Annotated in this window: 31 protein-coding genes, 1 tRNA gene and 1 other RNA gene; 11 read left to right on the plus strand and 22 right to left on the minus strand. The window is 65.0% G+C overall.

The window, feature by feature from the left end; all coding sequences use genetic code 11:
• Window positions 1–4: 4 nt before the first annotated feature.
• Window positions 5–724 (plus strand): hypothetical protein, encoded by a 720-nt coding sequence (locus P0645_RS03635; RefSeq protein ID WP_284163192.1) that lies wholly within the window; start codon window positions 5–7, stop codon window positions 722–724.
• A gap of 33 nt (window positions 725–757) precedes the next feature.
• Here P0645_RS03635 and typA read toward each other — a convergent pair whose 3' ends face one another.
• From typA to P0645_RS03675, 8 genes are all read right to left on the minus strand, one after another.
• Window positions 758–2,575: a translational GTPase TypA gene (gene typA, locus P0645_RS03640; RefSeq protein ID WP_284163193.1), complete on the minus strand. Its 1,818-nt coding sequence runs from the start codon at window positions 2,573–2,575 to the stop codon at window positions 758–760.
• A 65-nt stretch (window positions 2,576–2,640) separates the two neighbouring features.
• Window positions 2,641–3,795, minus strand: coding sequence for a hypothetical protein (locus tag P0645_RS03645; protein WP_284163194.1), 1,155 nt, complete (start codon window positions 3,793–3,795; stop codon window positions 2,641–2,643).
• A 170-nt stretch (window positions 3,796–3,965) separates the two neighbouring features.
• Entirely contained in the window at window positions 3,966–4,568 is a 603-nt protein-coding gene (locus tag P0645_RS03650; protein ID WP_284163195.1) for a YitT family protein, read from the minus strand.
• 100 nt (window positions 4,569–4,668) lie between these two features.
• Window positions 4,669–5,883 carry an NADP-dependent isocitrate dehydrogenase gene (locus P0645_RS03655; RefSeq protein WP_284163196.1) on the minus strand — a complete coding sequence of 405 codons (1,215 nt, stop codon included), beginning with the start codon at window positions 5,881–5,883 and terminating at the stop codon, window positions 4,669–4,671.
• A gap of 106 nt (window positions 5,884–5,989) precedes the next feature.
• On the minus strand, window positions 5,990–6,910 hold the full coding sequence (locus P0645_RS03660) for an acyltransferase family protein (RefSeq protein ID WP_284163197.1): 921 nt from the start codon (window positions 6,908–6,910) through the stop codon (window positions 5,990–5,992).
• A gap of 92 nt (window positions 6,911–7,002) precedes the next feature.
• Window positions 7,003–7,593 (minus strand): HD domain-containing protein, encoded by a 591-nt coding sequence (locus P0645_RS03665; RefSeq protein ID WP_284163198.1) that lies wholly within the window; start codon window positions 7,591–7,593, stop codon window positions 7,003–7,005.
• Window positions 7,594–7,598: 5 nt separating this feature from the next.
• Window positions 7,599–7,859, minus strand: coding sequence for a hypothetical protein (locus P0645_RS03670; protein ID WP_284163199.1), 261 nt, complete (start codon window positions 7,857–7,859; stop codon window positions 7,599–7,601).
• Between the two features lie 4 nt (window positions 7,860–7,863).
• Entirely contained in the window at window positions 7,864–8,523 is a 660-nt protein-coding gene (locus tag P0645_RS03675) for an alpha/beta hydrolase (RefSeq protein ID WP_284163200.1), read from the minus strand.
• A 190-nt stretch (window positions 8,524–8,713) separates the two neighbouring features.
• On the opposite strand from P0645_RS03675, the gene iscR reads away from it, so the two are divergent.
• The 10 genes from iscR to P0645_RS03725 all read left to right on the plus strand — a co-directional run bounded on the left by iscR (window position 8,714) and on the right by P0645_RS03725 (window position 16,649).
• Window positions 8,714–9,172 (plus strand): Fe-S cluster assembly transcriptional regulator IscR, encoded by a 459-nt coding sequence (gene iscR / locus P0645_RS03680; protein WP_284163201.1) that lies wholly within the window; start codon window positions 8,714–8,716, stop codon window positions 9,170–9,172.
• Between the two features lie 124 nt (window positions 9,173–9,296).
• Window positions 9,297–10,307 (plus strand): cysteine desulfurase family protein, encoded by a 1,011-nt coding sequence (locus P0645_RS03685; protein ID WP_284163202.1) that lies wholly within the window; start codon window positions 9,297–9,299, stop codon window positions 10,305–10,307.
• A gap of 35 nt (window positions 10,308–10,342) precedes the next feature.
• The gene (sufB, locus tag P0645_RS03690) at window positions 10,343–11,869 is read left to right on the plus strand and encodes a Fe-S cluster assembly protein SufB (RefSeq protein WP_284163203.1); all 1,527 of its coding nucleotides are present in this window, start codon (window positions 10,343–10,345) and stop codon (window positions 11,867–11,869) included.
• The gene (locus tag P0645_RS03695; RefSeq protein WP_284163204.1) at window positions 11,866–11,991 is read left to right on the plus strand and encodes a YbjQ family protein; all 126 of its coding nucleotides are present in this window, start codon (window positions 11,866–11,868) and stop codon (window positions 11,989–11,991) included. Before sufB ends, P0645_RS03695 begins: the two co-directional genes overlap by 4 nt.
• Window positions 11,992–12,122: 131 nt before the next feature.
• Window positions 12,123–12,632, plus strand: coding sequence for a hypothetical protein (locus P0645_RS03700; RefSeq protein ID WP_284163205.1), 510 nt, complete (start codon window positions 12,123–12,125; stop codon window positions 12,630–12,632).
• 78 nt (window positions 12,633–12,710) lie between these two features.
• Window positions 12,711–13,466, plus strand: a complete 756-nt coding sequence (gene sufC, locus P0645_RS03705) for a Fe-S cluster assembly ATPase SufC (protein ID WP_284163206.1) — start codon at window positions 12,711–12,713, stop codon at window positions 13,464–13,466.
• Entirely contained in the window at window positions 13,466–14,779 is a 1,314-nt protein-coding gene (locus tag P0645_RS03710) for a SufB/SufD family protein (RefSeq protein ID WP_284163207.1), read from the plus strand. The genes sufC and P0645_RS03710 overlap by 1 nt, the downstream gene beginning before the upstream one ends.
• Entirely contained in the window at window positions 14,776–15,264 is a 489-nt protein-coding gene (locus P0645_RS03715) for a YIP1 family protein (protein ID WP_284163208.1), read from the plus strand. Before P0645_RS03710 ends, P0645_RS03715 begins: the two co-directional genes overlap by 4 nt.
• 8 nt (window positions 15,265–15,272) lie before the next feature.
• Entirely contained in the window at window positions 15,273–16,493 is a 1,221-nt protein-coding gene (locus P0645_RS03720; RefSeq protein ID WP_284163209.1) for a cysteine desulfurase, read from the plus strand.
• A gap of 79 nt (window positions 16,494–16,572) precedes the next feature.
• Window positions 16,573–16,649: transfer RNA gene (locus P0645_RS03725), tRNA-Arg, on the plus strand.
• Window positions 16,650–16,745: 96 nt separating this feature from the next.
• On the opposite strand, the gene P0645_RS03730 is transcribed toward P0645_RS03725, so the two are convergent.
• From P0645_RS03730 to ssrA, 14 genes are all read right to left on the minus strand, one after another.
• The gene (locus P0645_RS03730; RefSeq protein ID WP_284163370.1) at window positions 16,746–18,134 is read right to left on the minus strand and encodes an NAD(P)/FAD-dependent oxidoreductase; all 1,389 of its coding nucleotides are present in this window, start codon (window positions 18,132–18,134) and stop codon (window positions 16,746–16,748) included.
• A 58-nt stretch (window positions 18,135–18,192) separates the two neighbouring features.
• Window positions 18,193–18,768, minus strand: a complete 576-nt coding sequence (locus P0645_RS03735; protein WP_284163210.1) for a retropepsin-like aspartic protease family protein — start codon at window positions 18,766–18,768, stop codon at window positions 18,193–18,195.
• Window positions 18,768–19,388: a MarC family protein gene (locus P0645_RS03740; protein ID WP_284163211.1), complete on the minus strand. Its 621-nt coding sequence runs from the start codon at window positions 19,386–19,388 to the stop codon at window positions 18,768–18,770. Before P0645_RS03740 ends, P0645_RS03735 begins: the two co-directional genes overlap by 1 nt.
• An 85-nt stretch (window positions 19,389–19,473) precedes the next feature.
• Complete coding sequence (locus P0645_RS03745) at window positions 19,474–19,698, minus strand: ribbon-helix-helix domain-containing protein (protein WP_284163212.1); 225 nt, start codon at window positions 19,696–19,698, stop codon at window positions 19,474–19,476.
• A gap of 104 nt (window positions 19,699–19,802) precedes the next feature.
• A complete protein-coding gene (locus P0645_RS03750) occupies window positions 19,803–20,033 on the minus strand; it encodes an N-(5'-phosphoribosyl)anthranilate isomerase (RefSeq protein WP_284163213.1) in 231 nt (76 codons plus the stop codon).
• Between the two features lie 45 nt (window positions 20,034–20,078).
• A complete protein-coding gene (locus P0645_RS03755) occupies window positions 20,079–20,258 on the minus strand; it encodes a DUF4169 family protein (protein ID WP_284163214.1) in 180 nt (59 codons plus the stop codon).
• A complete protein-coding gene (fumC, locus tag P0645_RS03760; protein ID WP_284163215.1) occupies window positions 20,258–21,652 on the minus strand; it encodes a class II fumarate hydratase in 1,395 nt (464 codons plus the stop codon). The genes P0645_RS03755 and fumC overlap by 1 nt, the downstream gene beginning before the upstream one ends.
• 91 nt (window positions 21,653–21,743) lie before the next feature.
• Window positions 21,744–22,298, minus strand: a complete 555-nt coding sequence (locus P0645_RS03765) for a class I SAM-dependent methyltransferase (RefSeq protein WP_284163216.1) — start codon at window positions 22,296–22,298, stop codon at window positions 21,744–21,746.
• A 26-nt stretch (window positions 22,299–22,324) separates the two neighbouring features.
• Window positions 22,325–22,798, minus strand: a complete 474-nt coding sequence (locus tag P0645_RS03770) for an SspB family protein (RefSeq protein ID WP_284163217.1) — start codon at window positions 22,796–22,798, stop codon at window positions 22,325–22,327.
• 82 nt (window positions 22,799–22,880) lie between these two features.
• Window positions 22,881–24,155 carry a chromate efflux transporter gene (gene chrA / locus P0645_RS03775; protein ID WP_284163218.1) on the minus strand — a complete coding sequence of 425 codons (1,275 nt, stop codon included), beginning with the start codon at window positions 24,153–24,155 and terminating at the stop codon, window positions 22,881–22,883.
• Window positions 24,152–24,649 carry a chromate resistance protein ChrB domain-containing protein gene (locus P0645_RS03780; protein WP_284163219.1) on the minus strand — a complete coding sequence of 166 codons (498 nt, stop codon included), beginning with the start codon at window positions 24,647–24,649 and terminating at the stop codon, window positions 24,152–24,154. Before P0645_RS03780 ends, chrA begins: the two co-directional genes overlap by 4 nt.
• 250 nt (window positions 24,650–24,899) lie before the next feature.
• The gene (locus P0645_RS03785; protein WP_284163220.1) at window positions 24,900–25,520 is read right to left on the minus strand and encodes a DUF1194 domain-containing protein; all 621 of its coding nucleotides are present in this window, start codon (window positions 25,518–25,520) and stop codon (window positions 24,900–24,902) included.
• A gap of 82 nt (window positions 25,521–25,602) precedes the next feature.
• Window positions 25,603–26,028 carry an ester cyclase gene (locus P0645_RS03790; RefSeq protein ID WP_284163221.1) on the minus strand — a complete coding sequence of 142 codons (426 nt, stop codon included), beginning with the start codon at window positions 26,026–26,028 and terminating at the stop codon, window positions 25,603–25,605.
• Window positions 26,029–26,211: 183 nt separating this feature from the next.
• Window positions 26,212–26,567: a transfer-messenger RNA gene (gene ssrA / locus P0645_RS03795) on the minus strand.
• Between the last annotated feature and the right edge of the window lie 23 nt (window positions 26,568–26,590).

The following is a 26,590-nucleotide window of genomic DNA, read 5'->3' on the forward strand; positions in this document are numbered from 1 at the left end:
AAGAATGCGAAATTTGCTGAAGGCGCTTGCGTTCAGTTGCCTTTCTGCCGCCGGGGCTGAAGCGGCGACCTTGCAGGCCGTGATCACCGGCCAGGTGGCCGACGGTTACGACAGCAGCCTCTTGTTTGGTACGGCGCCGACAGCGCTGGACGGGCAGGATTTCACCCTGACCCTGAGTTACGACACGACCCTTGGTCAGACCGTGCCGTCTGGCGGCTATACGGTTCTTCAGGGTGGATCGAGAATCTCGCTGTCGTCGCCGGTAGACGCTTTTCTGACCGTGAGTGGCGTTACCGCGAGGCTGGCAGGGGGCTATTATGGCGGCTTGGCGGCCTGTGTGGATCCGGCTTCGGGCTGTAGCCTCGGAATGTTCGTGTTCAACATGCAGCAGTATGATCCGCTTGGCCCGCCCGATGCGCCCAGGTCGATCATCAACGGCAACCTCGATTTCGCCGATCTCCTGGCCGGGCAAAGCTATCTGACCGGTCTTGGCCAACCTTACGCGGCGCTCGTCGGGCCTGCGGGGTTCGATATTTTCTTTTCCTACACGTTGGGCGATCCGAATGGCGGTGGCCCGACATCATACGGAAACCTGATCGGGCGCAGCTTCTCGATCACGACCGCGCCCCTTGCCCCGGTGCCGCTACCGGCGACCGGTGGGGCCTTGTTTGTCGCACTCTGCGCGGTCGGCGCCCTGCGGGGCAGGCGCACAAGCAAGGCCTGAACGAAAAGGCCGGGCGCTTGGCCCGGCCTTGTCTCATGCGCTGCGCGACTGGCGCTTGCGCTCGTGGGGGTCCAGGAAGCGCTTCCTCAGCCGCACGATCTTTGGCGTGACCTCGACCAGTTCGTCATCCTCGACATAGGCGATGGCCTCTTCGAGGCTCATGCGCACCGGGGGGGTCAGGCGGACGGCTTCGTCGGTGCCACTGGCGCGGACGTTCGTCAGCTTCTTGCCCTTCAGCGGGTTCACTTCCAGATCATTGTCGCGGGAATGTTCGCCGATGATCATCCCCTCGTAGACCTGCTCCTGCGCGCCGATGAAGAGCTTGCCGCGTTCTTCGAGGTTCCAGAGCGCATAGGCCACCGACACGCCGTTTTCCATCGAGATCAGAACGCCCACCCGGCGGCCCTGGATCGGGCCCTTGTGCGGCGCCCAGCCATGGAAGATGCGGTTGAGGACGCCCGTGCCGCGGGTGTCGGTCAGGAACTGGCCGTGGTAGCCGATGAGCCCGCGCGAGGGCACATGGGCGACGATCCTTGTCTTGCCGACGCCTGCGGGGCGCATCTCGACCAGATCGCCCTTGCGCTCGCCGGTCAGCTTGTCGATGACCGCGCCGGTATAGTCGTCGTCGACATCGACGATCACTTCCTCGATCGGCTCCATCCGCTGGCCGTTCTCGTCGCGGAAGATCACGCGCGGGCGCGAGATCGAGAGTTCAAAGCCCTCGCGGCGCATGTTCTCGATCAGGACGCCCATCTGCAACTCGCCGCGCCCCGAGACGATGAAAGCCTCGCCGCCCGGAGTGTCTTCGATCTTGATGGCGACGTTGCTTTCAGCCTCCTTCAAGAGGCGTTCGCGGATGACACGGGACTGGACCTTGTTGCCGTCCTTGCCCGCAAGCGGGCTGTCGTTGATGCCGAAGGTGACGGAAATCGTCGGCGGGTCGATCGGTTGCGCGGGGAGTGCGGTATCGACGTCCAGCGCGCACAGCGTGTCAGCGACGGTCGCCTTGGACATGCCCGCGATCGTGACGATGTCGCCCGCCTCGGCCGCGTCGACCGAGGTCTGGGCGAGGCCGCGGAAGGCGAGGATCTTGGTGATGCGGAACTGTTCGATCCGTTCGCCCGTGCGGCTGAGTGCCTTGACCTGATCGCCGACCCTCGCGGTGCCGCTTTCGATACGGCCGGTCAGGATGCGGCCGATGAACGGGTCGGCAGAGAGGGTAGTCGCCAGCATGCGGAAGGGCTCGGCCGCTGCCGCGATCTGTTTCGGTGCTGGCACATGGCGGGTGATAAGGTCGAACAAAGCCGACAGGTCCTTGCGCGGCCCGTCAAGCTCGTTGTCGGCCCAGCCGGAGCGGCCCGAGGCATAGACATGGGGGAAGTCGAGCTGTTCGTCCGAGGCGCCGAGGTTGGCGAAAAGGTCAAAGACCTCGTTCAATGCCCGGTCGGGTTCGGCGTCGGGCTTGTCGACCTTGTTCAGGACGACAATGGGACGCAGGCCAAGCGCGAGCGCCTTTGACGTCACGAACTTGGTCTGCGGCATCGGGCCTTCGGCGGCATCGACCAACAGGCAGACACCGTCGACCATGTTCAGGATCCGCTCCACCTCGCCGCCGAAATCGGCGTGGCCGGGCGTGTCGACGATGTTGATCCGCGTGCCCTTCCATTCGACGGAGGTGCATTTGGCCAGGATGGTGATCCCGCGCTCGCGCTCGATATCGTTCGAATCCATCGCGCGCTCCGCCACAGCCTGGTTTTCGCGGAAGGCGCCCGATTGCTTCAGTAGCTCGTCGACCAGCGTCGTCTTGCCGTGGTCGACGTGCGCGATGATCGCGATGTTGCGAATGTCCATTTAAGTCCGCCGTATCTAGGGTTGGCGGCGGGATAGTGGAAAAGCCCCCGATTGGCCAGAGCCAATCAGGGCGCGTTGCTTGGCGGCATTGTGCTGAGGACGGGGCCGAACTGGGTGATCGTGGTGTCCTGCAGCGTCTCGGTTCCTGCCAGAAGCCCCCGCAGCCGATCTGCCGTCCCGCCGATGCGGATCGCGGGATAGTGAATCGGCGCAACGAGCAGGCCTGCGGCGCAGATCAGGGCGAGCACGCCCGCCGGGAGGTTCCTTTCAACTCTGGCCTCGCCGGACCGGGCGCGCGCCAGCATCACGAAGCCGAAACTCGTGACCTGCATCGACAGCCAGCGCCCCCAATCCACCGCAACGATGAAGAGCGGCAGCATAGCGATCCAGAGCCCTATAAGGATCAAGGCTTCGCGAAGACCCCGCCTGTGGCGCAGGCAGAGTGCCAACAGGACCATCTGGACTGTGAATGCGAGCGCCAGGAACGCGATGCCGTTTGGCTGCACCGCCATCGCCCGGGCGATCTCTGACCAGGTGGCGGCGCCCGTGTCCATCTTGGCGATGATGCCGCCACAGATCACGGGATCCAGACCGCGATCAAGAAGGGGGCGGCACAGGGCGACCGGATCCGCACTGGATCGTATCAGGGCGAACAACATGGCGGACGCCGTGACCAGAAGCACCGCCGCCGTTGCCGCTGCGGGCAAAGGTCTGTGGGTGCGCCACAAGAGCCACATGGCGGGCGCGAGAAAGAGATTGGCTTCGTGCGCGACGATCGCGACGACATAGAGTGCTGCCGCAAGGCGTGGATGTCGTCCGGCGAGCGCGAGCGCCAGGAAACCCAGTAGTTCCTTGCGCAGACCGAAGAGCGGATCAGCAGTCCAGGCGAGCAGGAAAAAGGCGGGCGAGAAGAAGATGAGCAGATAGTGCGCGTCGGCCGTTGCGAAGGCGCGCGCGGTGAGAAGGAAGAGCGTGGCAGCGAGAAGGCCCTGTGCGAGAACAACCAGCAAGAGCGGTGAAGCACCGGTCAGGTCGGAAAGCAGCAAGAACAGGCTGCCGAGCGGGCCGCGCCGGACGCCCAGGCCCGAGATCAGCCAATCTCCCTGCTGCCAGCTGTCGCCGCCGATGCGCCAGTCATCCCAGAGCCCCCACAGAACCGGACAGAGTGCCACAATTGCGGCCGTCCAGACCACTATTCCCTGTAGCCTTGCTGCTGGCATTACCGACCATCCCCGCCGGGACGCGGCCGCTCGCGCCGCCGTTGACTCGCGGCCGTGTCGCGTGCGCCCGAAAAGGATCGAGATGCCATCAACAGTTGCATTACATCTACAGAAAACGACTTAAGGTGACGGGCTGGATAGATCAGACGGGCCAGTTTGGCCAGAGCCAATCAGGCCGCGACGTAGCGGTCGCGGCGATGGTTCACGGCAATCGTCAGGTTGACGATCAGCGCGCCGAGGGCCGAGATCGCCACCGTGGGCACATCGCGCAGCGTCAGCGCCACCGCGAAGAGGGTCGCGTCGAATAGAAGCTGCGTCCAGCCCGCGCGAAAGCCGGTCCGGTCCTGCAGGTAAAGCGCCACGATCCCGATGCCGCCTAGGCTCGCCCCGTGGCGGAAAAGCGCCAGCAGTGCCGAGCCGGAGATGGCGCCGAACAGGAGCGCGCCGACGATTGGATCGAGGGTCGCAAAGCTGACCCAGCGTGGCATCAGCATAGACAGGGCGGACATGAGCGTGACCGCCGCGAGGGTCTTTGCCACGAACCGCGCGCCCATGCGCCGGAAGCCGAGCCAGTAGAAGGGCAGGTTGATCGCGAAGAAGACCGGGCCGAACCCCCAGCCGGTCGCGTAGGAAACGAGGACGGCAAGCCCCGCCGTCTGGCCGGTGACGAGGCCGAGATGCGTGAGGATCGTTATGGCGAAGGCCGCCATGCAAGCGCCATAGGCGATGCCCTGCGCGTCTTCGAGAAAGCTGTGATGCACGGGATCGGTCATGGTGCTGCCATGCGACGGCAAACGTCAGACGTCGAGTGGCCAGCTTGTCGCAGGGGGGGCTGCACCCGGGCGCGGGTCGCGCCGGATGCAGCCGGGATCGTCAGCCTTTCAGGGCCTTGTTCAGATACTCGTCGACCTTTTCCAGATAACCCATCGTCGTCAGCCATTTCTGGTCCGGCCCGACGAGAAGTGCCAGGTCCTTGGTCATGTGGCCGTCCTCGACCGTCTGTACGGTGACCTTTTCCAGCGTGTGGGCGAAATTGGCGAGCGCCGCGTTGCTGTCGAGCTTCGCGCGGTGCTTCAGGCCGCCGGTCCAGGCGTAGATCGAAGCGACGGAGTTGGTCGAGGTTTCCTTGCCCTGCTGGTGCTGGCGGTAATGGCGGGTGACGGTGCCGTGGGCGGCCTCGGCCTCGACCGTCTGGCCATCGGGCGTCATCAGGACGGACGTCATGAGGCCGAGCGAGCCGAAGCCCTGCGCCACCGTGTCGGACTGCACGTCGCCGTCATAGTTCTTGCAGGCCCAGACATAGCCGCCCGACCATTTCAGCGCCGAGGCGACCATATCGTCGATCAGCCTATGTTCGTAAGTGATGCCCGCTGCCTTGAACTTGTCGGCGAACTCCTCGTCGAACACCTTCTGGAACAGGTCCTTGAAGCGGCCGTCATAGGCCTTGAGGATGGTGTTCTTGGTGGAGAGATAGACCGGCCAGCCTTTCACCAGACCGTAGTTCATCGAGGCGCGGGCGAAATCGATGATCGACTGGTCGAGGTTGTACATCGCCATCGTGACACCGGCGCCCGGCGCGTCGAAGACGTCCTTCTCGATCACCGTGCCGTCCTCGCCCACGAACTTGATCGTGAGTTTCCCCTTGCCGGGGAAGCGGAAGTCGGTGGCGCGGTACTGATCGCCGAAGGCATGACGTCCGACGACGATGGGCTTGGTCCAGCCCGGCACCAGGCGCGGCACGTTCTTGCAGATGATCGGCTCGCGGAAGATGACGCCGCCCAGGATGTTGCGGATCGTGCCGTTCGGCGATTTCCACATCTGCTTCAGGCCGAACTCTTCCACGCGGGCTTCATCCGGGGTGATCGTCGCGCATTTGACGCCCACACCGTACTTCTTGATGGCTTCTGCGCTGTCGATGGTGATCTGGTCGTTGGTGCGGTCGCGCTCCTCTATGCCGAGGTCGTAATATTTCAGATCGATGTCGAGATAGGGCAGGATCAGCTTCTTCTTGATGAAGTCCCAGATGATCCGGGTCATCTCGTCGCCGTCAAGCTCGACGACGGGGTTGGCGACTTTGATCTTGCTCATCGAAAACTCCCTTGGGCAGGTGGCGCTTGCGGCGTCCATAGCCGATAATCGCCGGTCAGGAAAGATGGTATGCGACTGTATACCAAAATATTTCGCGTTGAGTGACCTATGTCAGAAGCCGGAAGAGGCGCGTGGATTGCTGCAATCGGCCCACCAGCGCGGTCACGGCGAGCACGAGGACCCCGAGGAGCGGCGATCCGAGCTGCAGGTCGGTCAGGCGAAGCAGGATTGCCATCACCAGCGGGTGCGCCAGATAGATCCACAGCGACAGTTCGGCGAGGCGCAAGGTAAGCTTGTCTGACGGCGAAGGCATGGCCAGCACCGCCGCGACGATCGGCAGGCCGACAAGGATCTGCGTCGACGCGGGGATGCCCGTCAGGCTCAGACAGGTGCCGAGCAGGACGAAGGCCGCGCCCGCGCGGACGTGCTGACCCGGCTCTGCGGGAAGGATCGCGAGCATGAGGCCAAGCAGGGCCGACGGCACGTAGAGCCCGAGCACATATAGGCCCTGCGCAGGCGCCGCCCGGTCCCAAAGCAGTATCCAGCCCGTCGCCGCCACCAGAAGAAGCGTTGGACCCAGCCATCCGCCTGGACCCGCGCGCAGGACCGCCGCCAGACGCGGCGAAAGCCAGGCGACCACCGCGGCAAATGGCAGAAACCACAGGTGATGCATCGTTCCGGCCGGCGGAATCCAGATCAGAAGCGTCTGGCCGACATTTTCGCCGCTGATGATCGCATCCGCGCTGCGAAGCACGACGAATATGAGCGCCCAGATCGCGAACGGGCGCAGATATCTTCGGGCCACGTGGACTGGTCTCGCCGCCGCCGGCCGCGCGCTTCTGGCGGCGAAATAGGCGACGAGAGCGGTGAAAATGCCGACCGCGGGGGTCATGAGCAATCCGCCGGGGGCGCGCGCATGGAACAGGACGACGATGCTTGCCGCAACCAGGCGCAACAGGTCGACGGAGCCGTTTCTGCATGACACGCGAGGCGGGGAAAGGCGGGGCGCGGCAGCAGGTGGTGACATTCTATCTTGACTTGTCCGGCAGATCTCGGCGCAACTAAGACACTATCGCGCGGGTGTTTTCCAGTGGCGCGCGTGACGAAGTCGGTCGTGCGCTACGCGTCAGCGAAGAACCGCCGCACATGGCCCCGGACATAGGACCAGAGCCGCGGCGCCCCGCGCGCGACCTTCGCGCCCACCCGCGCTTCAAGCTGTTCGAGCGTGACGCTGTACTCGGTCCAGCTGCCGCCGCCCGTGGCGATATTGTGCAGGACCGGCTGCACCCGGTCGATCGACTTGGCAAAGACCGCGTCGGGGCTTTCGTTGGCCTCGAACTCTTCCCAGAGCGCGCGCAGCGGGGCGCCGACGTCGGGCGGCAGAAGGCCGAAGATACGGTCGGCGGCGCGGGCTTCGGCCTCGGCGATGGCGGCGGATCCATGCGCCTCGCCGTTCTGGGAGTGGATCGGCACGTCGCCCACGTCGATCTCCACCAGATCATGCAGGATCAGCATCTTCACCACCCGGTCGATATTCACGCCCGGGCCGGCATGATCGGCCAGCACCAGCGCATAAAGCGCCAGATGCCAACTGTGCTCGCCGGAGTTCTCGCGCCGCGATCCGTCGACGATGGGCGTAGCGCGGATGACCTGCTTCAGCCGGTCGGCCTCCATCAGGAAAGCGAACTGCCGGTCAAGCCGCGCGGTCATCGGGATCAGTGGGAGGCGGTGTCGCGGGGCACTTCCGGCGCCGCGCCGCCCTCGCGCTTGGCCTTCAGGACCGCCTCGACGAAGTCGAATCCCCGCGCCGAAGCCATGCGGATACGGATCGAGGTCATGAAGGCCTCCTGCATCGAGGGCGACAGCGCGCCAATGACCTTGGCCACATCATTGTAGAACCGGTCATTGCCCAGTTCCTCCATCGCCTTCAGCGTCTCGACCGCGAGCTTGTCGCCCAGTTCGTCGACGATGCTCATCTTCCTACCTCGTCTGCTCGCCAAGGCGGCGCTGGACATACTCCTGCACCGTCTGGATCATCGGCGCCATCTGGCTTTCCTCATCCTCGAAGAAATGGCCCGCACCCTCGACCTGGTGGTGGGTGATGGTGATGCCTTTCTGGTCGCGGAGCTTGCCCACGAGGTTCGCGGTGTCCTTCGGCGGCGCGACCCGGTCGGCGGTGCCGTTGATGATCAGGCCGGACGAGGGGCAGGGGGCGAGGAAGGAGAAGTCATACATGTTGGCGGGGGGCGCCACCGAGATGAAGCCGGTGATCTCGGGCCGCCGCATCAGAAGCTGCATGCCGATCCAGGCACCGAAGGAAAAGCCCGCGACCCAGCAGTGCTTGGAGTTGGGGTTGAGCGTCTGCAGATAGTCGAGCGCCGAGGCGGCGTCAGAAAGTTCGCCGATCCCCTGATCATATTCGCCCTGGCTGCGACCGACGCCGCGGAAGTTGAAGCGCAGGACGGTGAAACCCAGTTCATAGAAGGCATAGTGCAGCCGGTGCACGACCCGGTTGTTCATCGTGCCGCCGAACTGCGGGTGCGGATGCAGGATGATGGCGATCGGCGCGTCGGGCGCCTTCTGGGCATGGTAACGGCCTTCGAGGCGTCCGTCGGGGCCGGGGAATATCACTTCGGGCATGTCAGTCGCGCGGCTTCTTCTTTGTTGGGGAAGGTGAGGCAGATGGCGGAGCCATTCTTGACGATTTTTCTCAAGTTCCCTAGAATGGTTCTAAATCGCGGCCGCCCTCCCGGGCAGGTCCAGCGGGCCGGATAGGGTGGAGTTAAGCGTGCCGCCGTCCGGCGTCAATGTTTTTGGGGGCCAGAGGGCGATGAAACTCTCGACGAAGGGACGTTATGCGATGGTTGCGCTGACCGATCTCGCCACGGCGGGACCGGAGACGCTGACCTCGCTGGCCGAAATTTCGCGCAGGCAGGATATTTCGCTGCCCTATCTGGAGCAGCTGTTCGTCAAGCTGCGCCGCGCGGGGCTGGTCGAATCGGCGCGGGGGCCGGGCGGCGGCTACCGGCTGGCCAAGGCGCCGGGCGAGATCAGGGTCAGCGATGTCCTGGGCGCGGTCGATGAGACCGTGAGCGCGCTGCATACCGGCGCGGGCGCCACGGGCGGCGTGTCGGGAAGCCGGGCGCAGTCCTTGACCAACCGGCTGTGGGAAGGGCTGTCGGCGCAGGTCTATGTGTTCCTGCACCAGACGAGCCTTGAGGATGTGATCGGCAACAGCCTGAAGCCCTGCCGGGCGGTGCCCGCGCTTTTCACCGTGGTGGATGAATGAGCGGGCGTGATCCGATTGCGGCGCCTTCGGCGCCACGCCTTTCGTCTCGCCGCCGCGCCGGGGGCGCGGTCGGCTCGGGCTGCCTCCGGCGGGGATATTTGGCGAACGGAAGGGGAGGGGTGTGTTGAGCGCGCGGACCTACCTCGACTGGAATGCGACGGCGCCCCTGAGGGACGAGGCGCGGGCGGCGATGATCGCGGCAATGGATGTCGCGGGCAATCCGTCTTCCGTGCACGCCGAAGGCCGGGCGGCGAAGATGCTGATCGAGCGGTCGCGGGAGGCGATTGCCGCTGTCGTCGGATGCAAGCCGGTGGAGGTGTTCTTCACATCCGGTGCAACCGAGGCGGCGGGGGTTCTGGCCGGGTTCGCGGCGGTCGAGGTCGAGCCTACCGCACATGATTGCCTGATCGCCCATGGCAGGGGCGAGGGTGGACTGCTCGCCATGGGGCTGGCCAACAGCGAGACCGGTGTCATCGCCCAAGCGCCTGAGCGGTCGGATCTGCTTCTGGATGTGGTGCAGGCCGTCGGGCGGATACCCTTTGCCTTCGGTTGGTCGGGCGCTGACTTCGCAATTCTGTCGGCGCACAAGCTTGGCGGACCGAAGGGGGTTGGCGCGCTGATCGCACGGGAAGGCCTGGATTTCGAAACGCTCCGGCCCGGCGGCGGGCAGGAGAGGGGGCGGCGGTCGGGGACCGAGAATGTCGTGGGCATCGCCGGGTTCGCGGCGGCCGCAAAAGCGGCCGAGCGCGATCTTGAGGCGGGCGTCTGGGAGCGGGTGCGCGCCTTGCGCGACGGGCTGGAGGCGCGGCTTCTGGACGGGGCGCCGGGATCGGTGATCGCGGGGGCGGGACGGGAACGTTTGCCCAACACGACGCTTGTTGTCACGCCCGGCTGGAAAGGCGAGACGCAGGTGATGCAGATGGACCTTGCGGGCTTCGCCGTATCTGCCGGATCAGCCTGTTCCTCGGGCAAGGTCAGGCCGAGCCGGGTCCTGACCGCGATGGGGTTTGACGATCTTGCCGCGGCGTCGGGGCTGCGTGTGTCGCTGGGGCCGGTGACGACAGAGGACGATGTGACGCGATTTGCCGATGCCTGGCTTCAGGCGCAGGCCCGGTTCCGGGCGCGGGCCGCTTGAGGAAAGGCGCGGAAGAGATGGAAAAGGATAGGAAAATGTCCCTTGATACCGATCAGGTTCTGGAGGTCCGCGAGGGCGTCGACCGCGAGACGGTCGAGACCGTGCAGAACATGGGCGCCTACAAGTACGGCTGGAACACCGAAATCGAGATGGAATATGCGCCTTTGGGCGTGAACGAGGACATCGTTCGTTTGATCTCGGCCAAGAACGGCGAACCGGAATGGATGACGGACTGGCGGCTTCAGGCCTTCCGGCGCTGGCAGGCGATGGAGGAACCCCGCTGGGCGATGCTCCATTACCCGGAGATCGACTATCAGTCGCAATATTACTACGCCCGGCCCAAGAGCATGGATGAGAAGCCGAAGTCGCTCGACGAGGTCGATCCGAAGCTGCTGGCCACTTACGAAAAGCTTGGCATCCCTTTGAAGGAACAGATGATTCTGGCGGGCGTCGAAGGCGCGGACGGCGTGCCTTCGGAGGGGCGCAAGGTCGCGGTCGATGCGGTGTTCGACTCGGTCTCGGTCGGCACGACTTTCAAGGAAGAGCTGAAGAAGGCGGGCGTCATCTTCTGTTCGATCTCGGAGGCGATCCGCGAATATCCCGATCTGGTGAAGCAATATCTTGGCTCGGTCGTCCCGCAGTCGGACAATTTCTTCGCGACGCTGAATTCGGCGGTCTTTTCCGACGGGTCCTTCGTCTACATCCCGCCGAACACCCGCTGCCCGATGGAGCTTTCCACCTATTTCCGCATCAATGCTGAAAACACCGGCCAGTTCGAGCGGACGCTGATCATCGCCGACAAGGGGTCCTACGTCAGTTACCTTGAGGGCTGCACGGCGCCGAAGCGCGACGTGGCACAGCTGCATGCGGCGGTCGTGGAAATCGTCATCCTCGAGGATGCCGAAGTGAAATACTCGACCGTCCAGAACTGGTTCCCCGGCGACGAGGAAGGCAAGGGTGGCATCTACAATTTTGTCACCAAGCGCGCCGACTGCCGCGGCGACCGGGCCAAGGTGATGTGGACGCAGGTAGAGACCGGCAGCGCGATCACCTGGAAATACCCCTCCTGCATCCTGCGCGGCGAGGCGAGCCAGGGCGAGTTCTATTCGATCGCCATCGCCAACAACATGCAGCAGGCCGATACCGGCACCAAGATGGTGCATCTGGGCAAGAATTCCCGCTCGCGGATCGTTTCCAAGGGCATTTCGGCGGGCAAGGCGCAGAATACGTATCGGGGGCTTGTCTCGATGCACCCGAAGGCGAAAAACAGCCGCAACTATACCCAGTGCGACAGCCTGCTCATTGGCGACAAATGCGGGGCGCATACGGTGCCCTACATCGAAGTGAAGAACAACTCGAGCCGCGTGGAACATGAGGCCACGACCTCGAAAGTCGATGACGACCAGCTGTTCTATTGCCGCTCGCGCGGGATGGACGAGGAGGAGGCGGTGGCGTTGGTGGTGAACGGCTTCTGCCGCGAGGTGCTGCAGGCGCTGCCGATGGAATTTGCGATGGAAGCGCAGAGCCTTGTGGCGATTTCTCTGGAAGGGAGCGTGGGGTGATCATAACCACCTGCCCCTCTCTCGACCGCCACCGGATCACCCGCTACCACGGGATCGTCACCGGCGGGTCGCGGCGTCTTCATCCCGGCAAGTCCGACGGCAGAGCACATGACCTTGCGTAAGATCCTGACCTTTCTGCCCGAATTGTGGCAAGGCTCGTCCAGAAGCGCCACAAAGATTAGCGCTTTCGATCCTGAATTCCGACATGAATCTTTCGCACAGTCCTGCCCAACGACAAGACGGTGGCGACGGGATGACGGTGGCTGTGCTCGATCAGAAGGCAGCATTTGCGGACAGGCTGAAGCGGATAGGCTCCGGTCAGCAGTTCGAGCATGCCGATGTGGTGGGCTATCAGACGCAGAAGGCCTGGAACCGCAAATATGGCGAGAAGGCGAAACGGCCGAAACGGTCCTTCGCCGACCGTCTGATGATCCTCGTCGCTTTCCTGTGCGGCGCGTCCGCGGTTCTGTCCGGCAAACTCGGCTATTTCTATCTGACCAAACTGTCTGGACTGCCGGAGGCCTTCTATGGGCTGAACGGACGCGGCATGGCCTTGTTCGCCTTCGTGATGGCGCTGATCCTGATCGTCGTCTTCCAGCTTTTCACGCGCGGGCGGCTGCAGTCGCTGGCGCTTGGTTGCGCGCTGATGCATTTCGGCGAGGCGGCAGTGGCACAGACGGTGCCCGAGTTGTACGCCGAGATATTCTCGGCGGATTATGTGGCGACAGTGGCCGAAATGTCGGCCGGTACGCCCCACAGCTGATCCAGTCCAATCCCGTGAACCCCGCGGCCCGGGCTTGCGCCCGCCTGGCCGCCATCTGCGTTTGTGAAAGAGGCTCCGATGCTTGAGATCAAGAACCTGCATGTGAAACTGGAAGAAGAGGACAAGCCGATCCTCAAGGGGCTCGACCTGACGGTCGGGGCGGGCGAGGTACATGCGATCATGGGGCCGAACGGGTCGGGCAAGTCGACGCTCTCCTATGTGCTTTCGGGCCGGGATGGCTATGAGGTGACGGATGGCGCGGCCTCGCTCGATGGCGAGAGCCTTCTGGAGATGGAACCAGAAGAGCGCGCGGCGGCGGGTCTTTTCCTGGCGTTCCAGTATCCGGTCGAGATTCCGGGCGTGGGCAACATGACCTTTCTGCGCACGGCGCTGAATGCGCAGCGCAAGGCGCGCGGCGAGGCGGAACTGAGCGCGGGCGACTTCCTGAAACTGGTGCGCGAAAAGGCAAAGGCGCTGAAGATCGACGCCGAGATGCTGAAGCGGCCGGTGAATGTGGGCTTTTCGGGCGGCGAGAAGAAGCGCAACGAGATCCTGCAGATGGCGATGCTGGAGCCGCGCATGTGCATTCTTGACGAGACGGACTCGGGCCTTGATGTCGATGCGATGAAGCTGGTGGCGGACGGGGTGAATGCGCTCAGGTCAAAGGACCGGTCCTTCCTGGTGATCACCCACTACCAGCGGCTTCTGGACCATATCGTTCCCGACGTCGTCCATATCATGGCCGATGGCCGGATCGTGAAGACCGGCGGGCCGGAACTGGCGCTTGAGGTCGAGCAGAACGGCTATGCCGACATTCTGGCCGGGGCGAACTGATGGCGGCCCCGATGCGCAAGGATGCCGCGCGCGCGGGCGCGACGGCGGAGCGGATTGCCGCGCTTGACCTGCCGAAGGGTGGTTTCACGGCGCCCGCGCGGGCGGCGGCCTTGTCCCGACTGAGGGAGATGGGCCTGCCGGGGCGCCGGGACGAATACTGGCGCTTCACCGATCCTGCGCCGTTGAACGCCGCAACGGCGCCCGAGGCGGCGCTTTTCACCGGCGTGGTGGAGCCGCAGCTTTTCGGTAGCCGAGACCGGATCGTCCTGACCTTCGTCGACGGGCGTTTCGACGCGGCGCAATCCTCGCCGGACTTCGCCGTCGCGGGCCTTGAAATCTCGCGTCTCGCCGAGGCCGATCGCGCTGATCTTCACTGGGCGCAAGGCCTTTACGGCCTATTGGAGGCGGCTGGCCAGACCCCCGTCGCGCGCCCCTTCGCGGCGCTGAACACCGCAGCGGCGACGGACGGCGTCCTGATCCGCGCCACGGGCAAGGTCAGCCGTCCGGTTCACCTGGTCTATGTGCATGCCGACACAGGCTCGGATGCCGTCCTGCATCATTGCGTCCGGGTCGAGGCCGGAGCCGAACTGACGCTACTGGAAACCGGCCCGGCGGCGGCGCGGTTCAACAAGGTGATGGAGGTCGATGTCGCCGATGGTGGCCGGTTCCACCATGTCCGCGCTCAGGGCCGCGACCATTCCCGCCGCGCGATCACCCATATCTTCGCGCGTCTTGGGGCCGAAGCCCTGTTCAAGAGCTTCACCCTGACCGCGAATGGCGTCCTGACCCGCAACGAGGCGGTCATCACACTGTCGGGCGCGGGCGCTATCGCCCATGTCGCTGGTGCAGCGCTTGGTGACGGGGCAAGCGGGCCTTTCCTGCATGACGATACGGTCTTTGTCACGCACGAGGCAGAGGGCTGCGAAAGCCGCCAGGTGTTCAAGAAAGTGCTGCGGAACGGCGCGATAGGCGTCTTCCAAGGCAAGATCCTTGTCCGGCAGGGCGCCCAGAAGACCGACGGCTACCAGATCAGCCAGTCGCTGCTTCTGGACGAGGACAGCCAGTTTCTGGCGAAGCCCGAACTGGAAATCTATGCCGATGACGTGAAATGCTCGCATGGGTCCACCACCGGCGCCATCGACGAGACCGCGCTTTTCTACCTGCGCTCGCGCGGCGTTCCGCGTGAAGAGGCGCAGTCGCTTCTGGTCCTCTCGTTCCTCGCCGATGCGATCGCCGAGATCGAAGATGAGGGCCTGCAGGCCGAGATCGTGGAACGCCTGGAGAACTGGCTCGCCCGCAGGCGCAAGGGATGACGGTCACGGCCGAAATCCTCGCCACCTGGCGCGATCCCGCGGGGCCGGTGGGGCGGCTCGTTGCCACTGGCCCGCGAGAGGACCGTTCGCTCGCCATCCTGATGGCGGCGGCGGTCCTGATGTTCGTGGCGCGCGCGCCCTCGCTTGCGCGCGCTGCCCAGATCGATCCGTCGGCGCCCTTGGACGCGCGGCTCGGCATCACCCTTTTCGCGATGCTCTTCATCCTGCCGCTTTTGGCCTACGGGCTGGCGCTGATCCTGCATCTGGTTCTGCGCGCCATCGGTCGGAAAGGGTCAGCGTCCGGCGCGCGGATCGCGCTTTTCTGGTCGCTCCTCGCGCTCAGCCCGGCGCTTCTGTTGCAAGGGCTTGCCGAAGGCATGGTCGGCCAGACCGGCGCGGTCCGGGTGCTTGGCCTTCTGGTCTTCGCGGCCTTTCTCTGGTTTCTCGCGCGCGGCCTTGCCACCGCCTATCCGCGCGCGGAGTGAAGGACAAAATGTACGACGTCGAACAGATCCGCGCCGATTTCCCGATCCTCTCGCGTCAGGTGAACGGTCGCCCGCTCGTTTATCTCGACAATGGCGCCTCGGCCCAGAAGCCGCGGGTGGTGATCGATGCGATGACCCGCGCCTACAGCGAGGAATATGCCAACGTCCATCGCGGGCTCCATTACCTGTCGACCCTCGCGACCGAGAAATATGAAGGTGTGCGCGGCATCGTCGCCCGGTTCCTCGGCGTCAGGGACGAAAGCGAGATCGTCTTCACCACCGGCACGACCGAAGGGATCAACCTCGTCTCCTACGCCTGGGCCGCGCCGCGTCTGCAGGCGGCGGACGAGATCGTGCTGTCGGTCCTCGAGCATCACGCCAATATCGTTCCCTGGCATTTCCTGCGCGAACGGCAGGGCGTGGTGCTGAAATGGGTGGGACCGGAGGCGGACGGCGGGCTTGACCCGCAGAAGGTGATCGACGCCATCGGGCCGAAGACAAGGCTCGTCGCCGTCACCCAGATGTCGAACGTCACCGGAGCGCGCGTCGATGTGGCGGCGATAGGCCGGGCCTGCAAGGCGCGCGGCGTGGCCCTTCTGGTTGACGGCTCGCAAGGGTCGGTCCATGCGCCGGTGTCGGTGCCCGACCTTCACTGCGACTTCTACGCGATCACCGGCCACAAGCTTTACGGCCCCTCGGGATCCGGTGCCATCTGGATCGCCAAGGAGCGGATGGCAGAGATGCGCCCCTTCCTCGGCGGCGGCGACATGATCCGCGAGGTCTATCGCGACAAGGTGACCTATGCCGACCCGCCGATGAAGTTCGAGGCAGGCACCCCCGGCATCGTCCAGCAGATCGGCATGGGCGTGGCGCTCGACTATCTCATGGCCCTCGGAATGGAGAATGTGGCGGCGCATGAGGCGGGGCTTCGCGATTATGCGATCGAGCGGTTCAAGGGTCTGAACTGGCTGAACATTCAGGGCACGAGCAGGGACAAGGGTGCGATCTTCTCCTTCACGCTTCAAGGTGCCGCGCACGCTCATGACCTGTCGACCGTCCTCGACAAGAAGGGGATCGCGGTGCGCGCCGGCACCCATTGCGCGATGCCGCTTCTGCAGCATTTCGGCGTCAGCGCCACCTGCCGCGCCTCCTTCGGCCTCTACAACACCCGCGCCGAGGTCGATGCGCTGGTCGAGGCGCTGGAGTTCTGCCACGAGCTTTTCGGCTGAGCCCGCCGGCCACCGGCGACGAACTATTTTCCATAGGCCGTTGAAACCCGCCCCGGCACTGGCTATAGACGCCACACCGGCACCCGTAGCTCAGCTGGATAGAGTGCTGCCCTCCGAAGGCAGAGGTCACAGGTTCGAATCCTGTCGGGTGCGCCAATCTTTTCAGAAACTTACCCAGCACTATTGCCGCGCCTTCTTGGGGTTCGCCCAAGAAACGCCCAAGAAACTCGTGATTCCGAAGCCAATGCGGCGCTAGCCCCGGCCCGTCAGCCAGTTGCCAAGCGCTGCGAGACGTGAGGGGCCGCCCTGGGTGCGCGCCTCGTTGCGGTCGGCGGCGTTCAGAAGGGCGTACATGCCGGTGACGCCGAGCCAGCGCAGCGGTTCCGGTTCCCATTTGCGGACGCGGCGGTTGACCCAGGGCAGGCGGGTCAGGTCGCTGTCCACCCCTCGCGCCAGATCGGCGAGCGTGCGGCCCGCGAGGTTCGAGGTCGAGACGCCGACGCCGACATAGCCACCGGCCCAGCCGATACCGGTTGCGCGGTCAAACCCCACTGTCGCGCACCAGTCGCGCGGCACGCCGAGGACGCCGCACCAGGCGTGGGCGATGGGCACCGCCTTCGCTGCCGGAAAATGACCATGCAGAATCGCGACGAGGCGTCGCACGGTTTCCGGGTCCGGGGCGCCCGAACGGTCCAGCGAGGAACCGTACCGGTAGGGCACGCCGCGTGCGCCTACGGTGATCCGGCCTTCGCGCGTGCGCTGGCAATAGCAGTAGGCGTTCTTGAAATCTCCAAATATTTCATGGCCCTGCCAGCCGATCTTCGCCCAGATGTCATCGGGCAGCGGTTCCGTTGCTATCTGCGCCGAATTGAGAGGCAGCCAGTCCCGCTTCAGACCCTTGAGTGTCGCGGTGAAACCCTCGGTCGCCCGCAGGATCACCGGCGCGCGGACGGCTCCCTGCGCTGTCGCTACGCGCCCGGGCGCGATCTCCAGTGCCTCGGTTCCCTCGGCGATCACGACGCCAAGCCCTTCGACCACGGCGGCGAGCCCGCGCACCAGTTTCGCGGGCTGCACCCGCGCCACGCCCTTCACGATCATGCCCCCCAGCGTTCCCGGGACGTTTACCCGTGCCAACGCCTCGTCGCGGCCGATCTCGAAGACCCGTTCTTCTTCTCCCCAGCCGCGCCGGTGCGTGACCTCGGCCTTCATACGGGCGACCTGGGCGGGGTTCTTCGCGATCATAAGCTCGTCGGTCGGCAATATGTCGGCCTCGATCCCCTCGAGCGCCGCCACACGCATCACCTCGGCCACCGTGCCATTCATTGCGCCGACCATCGCCCGCACCGCCTCGGGCCCATGGGTCGCCGCATATTTCTCGTGGCTCCAGGCAAAGCCGCCGGTCAGCCAGCCGCCGTTGCGGCCAGAGGCGCCGAAACCGGCGAAATGCTTCTCGACGACGATGATCCTGAGGCCCGGATCGGCCTTCTTCAGGTAATAGGCGGTCCAGAGACCGGTATAGCCCGCGCCGACGATGCAGACATCGGCATCGCGGTCGCCCGGCAGGGGCGGGCGCGGTTCCGGCAGGCCGATATCGGCATACCAGAAGGACACATCGCCCAGCCGGCGTGGCTTGGTCATGATCGCTCTCCCCGTTGCGGGGCGAGGCTAGCGCAAAGGCCCCCGGCTCGCCAAGTCCGGCTCAGCGCGACAGAACCAGCCTGTCGCCCTCGATGCTCATCGAGAAGTATCGCAGGTAGCTCATGCCGAGGAGCGACTCCGTCAGTTCGCCGCCGTTCACCCGCGCCCTGACCGCGCTGTCGCTGTAGGGGCCGAGACGGATTTCACCGATCCGCACGCGGGCGGTCGGCACCGGACCGTTGGCCGTATCGGCGATGCCGTCGAAGCTGAGCATCGCCGGGTCGATGCCGATGCGCGCTGCATCTGCCCGGGTCAGAACGATATCGCTTGCGCCCGTGTCGATCAGGAAGGTGATCGGGTGGCCGTTCACCTCGGCATCGACATAGAAATGCCCGTCGCGTGCGCGGGAAAGTTCCAGACTTCCGTCGCGCGACACGGCGCTGCGCGGGTTGAGCGCGCGCTGGATGTCGGGCCAGAGGCCGTAGCCCGCCACAAGACCCGCGAAGAGGAAAGCCCAGATCAGCACCTGTTGCAGCGTCTGGCTGGTGCGCTGCCTCAGGCCAGAAAAGAGCGCGCCCGAGACGGCCAGGAGCAGGAGGCTCAGATAGATGAGCCGCGCGGTCGTATCGCCATCCATCACAGAAGCCCTGTGCCCTTGATACCGTCGAGCACGAACTGGACCGAAAGCGCGGCCAGAAGCATGCCCAACAGGCGCGTCACCACGATGATGCCGGTCCGGCCGAGCAGCTTCTCGATGAAACCGGCCATTTCGAACAGCAGGAAGGTCACGACGATGACCAGCGCCATGATCGCCATGATGGCGAGCGTATGCGGCACGCCGGTCGCGGGCGTGTTGTTGATCAAGAGGATCATGGTGGTAAAGGCGCCGGGGCCTGCGATCAGGGGCGTCGCCAGCGGAAAGACCGACGGATCGTGATTGGGATCGGCCTGCTGGCCCTCGCGCCTTTGGGTGCGGCGCTCGAAGAGCATATCGAGCGCGGTGATGAAGAGAAGAAGCCCGCCCGAGATGCGGAAGGCAGGCATGGAAATGCCGGTCACCTGCAGAAGCTTGTTGCCGACCAGCCCGAAGACGGCAAGCAGGAAGGCCGCGATCAGACAGGCGCGCAGCGCCAGCGTGCGCCTGTGGCCGCGGTCCATGCCGCGCGTCAGCGCGATGAAAAGCGGCACCAGGGCGATCGGGTCGACGATCACGAAGAGCGTGACGAAGGTCGTCAGGTAGAATTGCGGCTCCATCATTCCTCCGGGGCGCCCGTTGTCTGACCTTGGTCGCCTGTTAGCACGCGCGATGCAAGCCTCCTTGCGCGCGGGTCGAGACGCGAGCCTAGCGCAAGCGCCGCTGGTAGTCGGCCAGAACGAAGAGCCGGATCGCGGTGGCAAGGCCGCAATCGGCAGGGCGGTTCTCATCCACCTCGGCCGCCAATGCGTTGATCGCAAGGCCGCGCGCGGCGGCGATGTCGGTGAAAGCCTGCCAGAAAGGCCGTTCGAGCGAAACCGAGGTGCGGTGGCCGCGGAGGGTAAGGGAGTGTTTCTGGGGGCGCGTTGTCATTGGCCGATCGTAGCGCGTGTCGGCTGAAGTTGTCACCGGAGTTTTCGAAAACTCCGGTCCGGACCCTTCAAAGGGTCCGGTGCGATTTCTTCGAAGAAATCGCGTCAGGCGACCCGGCGTATGGGTTCCCGATTGCAGAAGATCACGAACTGCCCCGCGTTCTCGAGCACAGGGAATCCGCGCCGTCGCATCTCCTCCAGAAAGACCTCGCGCCCCACGAAACGCTCGACGTCGCGCACCTTGCGGCGCACCACACTGCCTTCGCGGGCTGCCTGCGACGAGAAGAGATGTGAAATCCAGTGATCGGATGAAAGAAACCCTGGCATGGCCGTCATCGCGCACCTCCCGCGCCAGACTGCCCAACCAGGGTTAAGCGAAGGTTAATCCGTTTCCCGCCGATGCGCATCGAGATCGCGGGCGGACTTCTCCGCCCGCGCCTCTTCGAGTTCACGCTCGGCCCTGGTCCGGCCTGACCTGGCAGCGCTTTCGCCGGCGGTCTTGCGGGCGGCCGCGCGGGCCGCCTGCTTGCGCTTGGTGCGAAGGTTGACGACCTCTGCCATCAGCCTTTCGGACCGATCATATCTTCGGGCCGCACGATGCGGTCGAAGGTCTCGCCGTCGACGAAGCCAAGGGCGATGGCTTCCTCGCGCAGCGTCGTGCCGTTCTTGTGGGCGGTCTTGGCGACCTTCGTCGCATTGTCATAGCCGATGGTGGGCGCCAGAGCCGTCACCAGCATCAGGCTTTCCTTCATCAGCTTGTCGATGCGCGCGGTATTGGCCTTGGTCCCCACCACCATATTGTCGGTGAAGGATCCCGCCGCGTCGCCCAGCAGCTGCATCGACTGCAGGACGTTGTAGGACATCATCGGGTTGTAGACATTCAGCTCGAAGTGACCCTGGCTGCCGGCAAAGCCCACGGCGGCGTCATTGCCCATGACATGGGCGCAGACCATGGTCAGGGCTTCCGCCTGCGTCGGGTTGACCTTGCCCGGCATGATCGAGGAGCCCGGTTCGTTTTCCGGCAGGATCAGCTCGCCCAGCCCCGAGCGCGGGCCGGACCCCAGAAGGCGCAGGTCATTGGCGATCTTGAAGAGCGCCGCCGCGACGGTTTTGAGCGCGCCCGAAAACATGACCATCGCGTCATGCGCCGCGAGCGCCTCGAACTTGTTCGGCGCGGTGACGAAGGGCAGGCCGGTGATCCTGGCGATCTCTGCCGCCACCCGCACATCCCAGCCAACACGCGTATTCAGCCCCGTACCAACCGCCGTGCCGCCCTGTGCCAGCTCGTAGATGTCGGGAAGGCAGGCCTTGACCCGCGCGATGCCCTTGTCGACCTGGGTCGCGTAGCCGGAAAACTCCTGCCCCAAAGTCAGGGGCGTCGCATCCTGGGTATGCGTGCGCCCGATCTTGATGATGCCCTTGAACTCGGCCGACTTGGCCCAGAGCGCCTTGGACAGCTTCTCGAGCCCCGGGATCAGCACATCGCGGGCCATCATGCCGATGGCCACATGCATGGCGGTCGGGAACGTATCGTTCGACGATTGGCCCATATTGCAGTGATCGTTCGGATGGACCGGCTTTTTCGAGCCCTTCACCCCGCCCAGCATCTCGATCGCGCGGTTCGAGATCACCTCGTTCGCATTCATGTTCGACTGGGTGCCGGAGCCTGTCTGCCAGACGACCAGCGGGAAATTGTCGTCGAACTTGCCGTCGATCACTTCCTGCGCCGCCGCAGCGATGGTTTCGCCCAGCTTCGGGTCGATGTCGCCCTGCGCAATGTTGACCAGCGCGCAGGCCTTCTTGATGACGCCAAGCGCCCGGATGATGGCGACCGGCTGCTTTTCCCAGCCGATCGGAAAGTTCATGATCGAGCGCTGGGTCTGCGCCCCCCAGTATTTGTCGGCGGGAACCTCGAGCGGGCCGAAGCTGTCGGTCTCGGTGCGGGTGGCGGTCATCGTGCGTCTCCGGCAGTAAGGGTCGCGCCCGTCATAGGCGCGCGCCGGTTGTGTTTCAATTGAAATGGCCAGCCGGTCCGGCAGGTTCGCGCTATTTCCGCGTGAAACTGTGGACACGGGCGGGCGGCAGGTTTGCCCAGACGAAAGCCGTCTGTTCGACCGCAAGGCCGAACTCCTCGATCACGGCGGGCGGGACGGAGGGTTTGGGCCCATAGGTGAACTGGATATAGGGCGCGCCGGGCGCGAGGATGCGGAAGGCAGAGGCGACGATGGCGCGGCTGACAGGGGCGGGCATCGACAGGAGCGGCAGGCCCGAGACCACCGCGCCCACACCCGGCGCGACATGCTCATGCGCGCGGTCGGCGGGCTGGTTCAGAACCCGCAGGCCGGGAAAGGCGGCGGTCAGGCTTGCGGAAAAAGTCGGGTCAAGCTCGAACAAGGTGAGCTGGGAGGGTGCGACACCTGCCGCGAGGATCGCGCGGGTCAGGCTTCCGGTGCCGGGGCCGAACTCCACCACGCGCCCGGTCTGTGGCCCGAGGCCGCGCGCCATTGCCCGGCCGAGATAGCGCGACGAGGGCGCGATGGCCGACACTTGTTTGGGATTGCGGATCAGTCGGCGAAGGAAGAGGGTCTTGTCCGCAAGCATGTTCTTCTCGGATCGGAAGGCAGGGGTCAGGTCTTGCGGAACTTGTCGAGGCTCACGACCTCGGCCTCGCGCGGGGCCGGTTCGCCTTCTTCGGCGTCTTCGGCCATCGGTGCGCCGTCCTCCTCGTCCTCGTCGTCATCCTCGGCATCATGGGTTTCAAACCTCAGGCCGAATTCCACCGCCGGATCGACGAAGGTGCGGATCGCATCGAAGGGGATATAGAGCGGTTCCGGCTGGTCGCCAAAATTCAGCGTAACCGAAAAACCGCCCTCGTCGACATGCAGCCCCTCGAACCAGTGCTGCATCACGACCGTCATATCCTCTGGGTAGCGCTCGCGCAGCCAGTCGGCGAGTTCGGCCTCGGGATGGGACGTGTCGAAGGTGATGAAGAAATGGTGGTTTCCCGGCAGTCCGTTCGCCTCGACATCCTTCAGCACCTGAATGATCAGGCCGCGCATGGCGCGGTGCATCAGGTTGCCATAGTCGATCTTGCGGGCCATGCCTCATCTCCTTCGCCGGTCAGCATAGGGCTTTTGACCCCGAAAGGAAGGGGGGCGCAAGCCCGGGCAGGGGGGAAAGTTTTCACAAGGCGGCAAGTCCGTGCCGGAGGAGCCCGACAAGCGCGCTGAGTAGGAGTACCAGCGGCAGCGGCCAGTGCCGCCGGATCAGCAGCCAGCCACTGGCAAGCGCTAGAGAAAATGCTGCGAAGTCAAGGCTTTCGGGGCGAGGGGCGGGAAGCGTCAGAGGGCCAGCCTGCCATGTGCCCACCTCGGTGAAGACCACATGCAGCGCAAACCAGAGCGTCAGGCTGGCGATGGTGCCGACCACGGCCGCGCTGATGCCTGCAAGCGCGCCCTTCAGGCGGGGCCGCGCGGTGATTGCCTCGATCTGCGGCGCGAAGGCGAAGATCCACAGGAAACAGGGCAGGAAGGTGACCCAGAGGCAGAGAAGCCCCGCCGCAAGGCCAAGCGTCGCGCCGCCTTGCTGATAGGCCGCCATGATTGCCACGAACTGGGTGACCAGAATCAGCGGGCCCGGCGTGGTTTCGGCCAGCCCGAGCGCATCCATCATCTGCGCCGTCGTAAGCCAGCCTTTGTCGGCGACCACGGCCTGCGCCATGTAGGTCAGCACCGCATAGGCGCCCCCGAAGGTGACGAGCGCAAGCTTCGAGAAAAAGAGGCCCAGGTCGAACAGGAACCGCTCGCCCGCCGCCCAAAGAAGCGCGAGCGGCCCGCCCCAGAGAAGCGCGCCGGGCAGGAAAGTGCGCCGGATGCGACCGAAGGACAGGGGTTTCGGGGCAGGGGCCTGTCCGGCGCGGGTTGTCAATGACCACATCCCGACCGTTCCGCCCGCGATCAGAACCAGCGGGAAGGGCAGGGCGAAAGCGAAGACGGCGAAGAAGGCCATGGCGGCGATCCAGCGTTCCGTCCGGCCTTCCAGTGCCCGCCTTGCCACCCGCATGAGCGCCTGCAGCACGATCGCCGCGACCGAGGCCTTCACCCCCCAGAACAGCGCCGCGACCGGGCCGGCGGCGGCCCAGAGCGCGTACAGAAACGCAAGAAGGAAGATCACGGCCGCCCCGGGCAGAACGAACAGAAGCCCGGCGAGAAGGCCGCCGCGCGTGCCTTTCAGCCGCCAGCCGCAATAGGTGGCAAGCTGCATCGCCTCCGGTCCCGGCAGGAGCATGCAGAAGGAAAGCGCGCGCAGGTAATCCTGCTCGCCGAGCCAGCGCTTTTCATCGACAAGCACGCGGTGCATCAGGGCGATCTGGCCTGCCGGGCCGCCGAAGGACAGAAGTCCGATCCGCCCGAAGGTGCGCCAGAGTTCGGCCCAGCCGGGCGCGGCTGCCGCGCTCATTCCCGCCGCCCGGCGGGCCAGTCATGCCCCTCGTCGACCCCGTCACGCGCCCAGCGATAGAGCGCATCGCAAAGCGCCATGCCAGCGTCGAGCTGCGCGAGATCGTCGCGAGATTGCCGCGAGAGGCCGGCCGACAGCGCGAGAAGCCCCGCCGCCTGGGGCGCCAGGTCGTGGCGGTCGGTGTCGGCGGCGCGCACCACCAGCGCCAGCCGGTCGAGTGCGGGAGTGTGCAGGCCGAAATCGTCGATGAAGGCATCAATACTGCACATCTTGCCCGGGTGGGAACAGGTGATGCCTTCGATGTCGAACGGTGCTGCGCCAAACCTCTCGGCGAGCGTCCTCACCTCCTCATGTCGGGCACGAAGACTGCAAGGCAGGAGGTGCGGGTCGAGGGCGAAATCCTCTTCCGTTCGCAGATCGAGCAGGACCGGCGCCTCCGGCGTCGCGATCAGGCGGGAGAGTTGAACAGGCGTCATGAAGTTGAAACCGGGCATGGCATCCTCATTCATACGGGATGCGTCGCTTGGGCCGAGGCCTCACGGGGCGCGCCGCCTAGCCCACCTGCAGATGGCATCGCACCGGATTTCCGGCCCGTCAAGTCATCGCGGCGGCCTGCGCGCCAAGCCGCCCGCCTCGCCGCCCGCCGCGCTGCCCGCCAGGCCGCTCGTCGAGCCCTTGCGCGCTCTCCTCGCTCTGTCCCCGAAGAGAGCCTGCAAGGGCTCGATGAGGGGCCGCGCGGTCCGCTCAACCGATAGGGCGGACAAGCTCGCGCATGATCTTCAGCCGGATCGCGCGCGGGTAATCGAGATGCCCGCCCGCCGTCACCACGAAGCCGCCCCTGGTGATGACCATGCGGTGGTAGAATTCGGTGATCGCGAAACCCACGCCCTCGATGGCGATCGCATTGATCGAGATGCCTGCATCGATGGCGCGCTGGCGCGCGACGGCAAGCGGGCCGCCGGCGTTCTGTACACCATCGCCCGAAATGTCGATCACCCTGCGCGGACAATCCGGAACGGCATTGAATTGATCGACGGCGAAGGCGATGGCGTCGCCCACGGCTGTATCGGCCTTGCCGAAGGCGCGTTCCTGGGCCTTGGCAGCGCGGGCGAAGGCTGCCGCATCGCCCTCGTTGCGGATCCGCCGCCAGGGCTGGACCATCTTCTGCATCCCGACCGAGGACCATTGCATCACGCTGAGCGCCACTTCGCCCTGCACCAAGGCATCGATGATCACCGGATCTTCAAGCGCCGCCGCCGTGCCTTCGACCTGCAAGAGGTATTCCGCGTCATCGACCGACCCGGATATGTCGATGGCCAGAAGAAGCGCCATGCGGCAGGCGGCAGTCGCTGGCGTCGCCAGCATGATGAGAGCCGAGAAAAGCCAAATGCAGCGGTGTCGCATGGCCGGATCATGGCCTGCCTGCCCATGCCGGGCAAGGATTCTGTCAGCCGAGCCGTTCGCCCGACAGGAGAAGGAGAAACACATCCTCCGGCAAGAGGCCCGCGGTGGAGAAGAAGGTGAGGAAATCAAACGAATTGTAAGCCTCGACGATCTTTCCCCCCTGGAACCGCATGGCGACATGGCCAGTGGTGCGCACCTCGCGCATGTCATGGGCGCCGAGCGCCTTGACCGAGACCTGCGCCCAGAGCCAGTCTTCCGTCTCGAATGATTTGTCGAAGGTGAATTCAAGATCGCGCACGAGGGAGGTGAGCGCGGGCACAAGCGCCCGGAAATCCTCAGGCCCGACCTGGCCATCGGGCATCAGCCCGTCGGCACCGACATGGGGGGCGAAATAGTCATCGATCGCGGCCAGATCCTGTTCGATCCAGACGCGGTGGTACCAGTCCTTCAGGATGTCGAGATGACCCATCACACGTTCGCTTTCCAGTCAGCGCCGGACGGGAAAGAAGCGGCCGGTAAGAAGCACCCTGACCCTTGACACTCGCACCGTTTCGCCCGGCCGCCCGCACCGCATACCCGTCGCAGGACAACAGTATCCTGCAGGACCGACCCTAGGGCCCAGGGATTGAGGAAACATGAAAGGGCGCGGGAAAGTGCAGGTTTCTGTTGCCAGGTACCTGCGAACCCCGCCTTACGCGGCTAAGCGCAAGGGCTTGGTTTCGGCGACCCGAACTGCTTACGCAGCCAGAGCCATTGCCGGAGCACGGTTGTTATTGGCAACTGTACTTTGCGGACCGATAACGGTGGCACCCCGCCGAGACAAAGCAAACCCCTTTAGGCGTTCGTCGATCCTGTTTCGGCCCCATGACCCGCCAATACGGGGTTGTGGTGGAGCCGCCGGGTACCGCCCCCGGGTCCGATCCGATTATTACGAGCGCGTTTATGTCCATAGTCCGGGCGAACCCTGACGGGGGGAATATAGGTGGCCCCTGAGGCGGGGGCAAGTGGCGGCCGACCCGCGATCGGGGCGG

The organism is Frigidibacter sp. SD6-1 (assembly GCF_030143255.1).
Lineage (GTDB): Bacteria > Pseudomonadota > Alphaproteobacteria > Rhodobacterales > Rhodobacteraceae > TMP-24.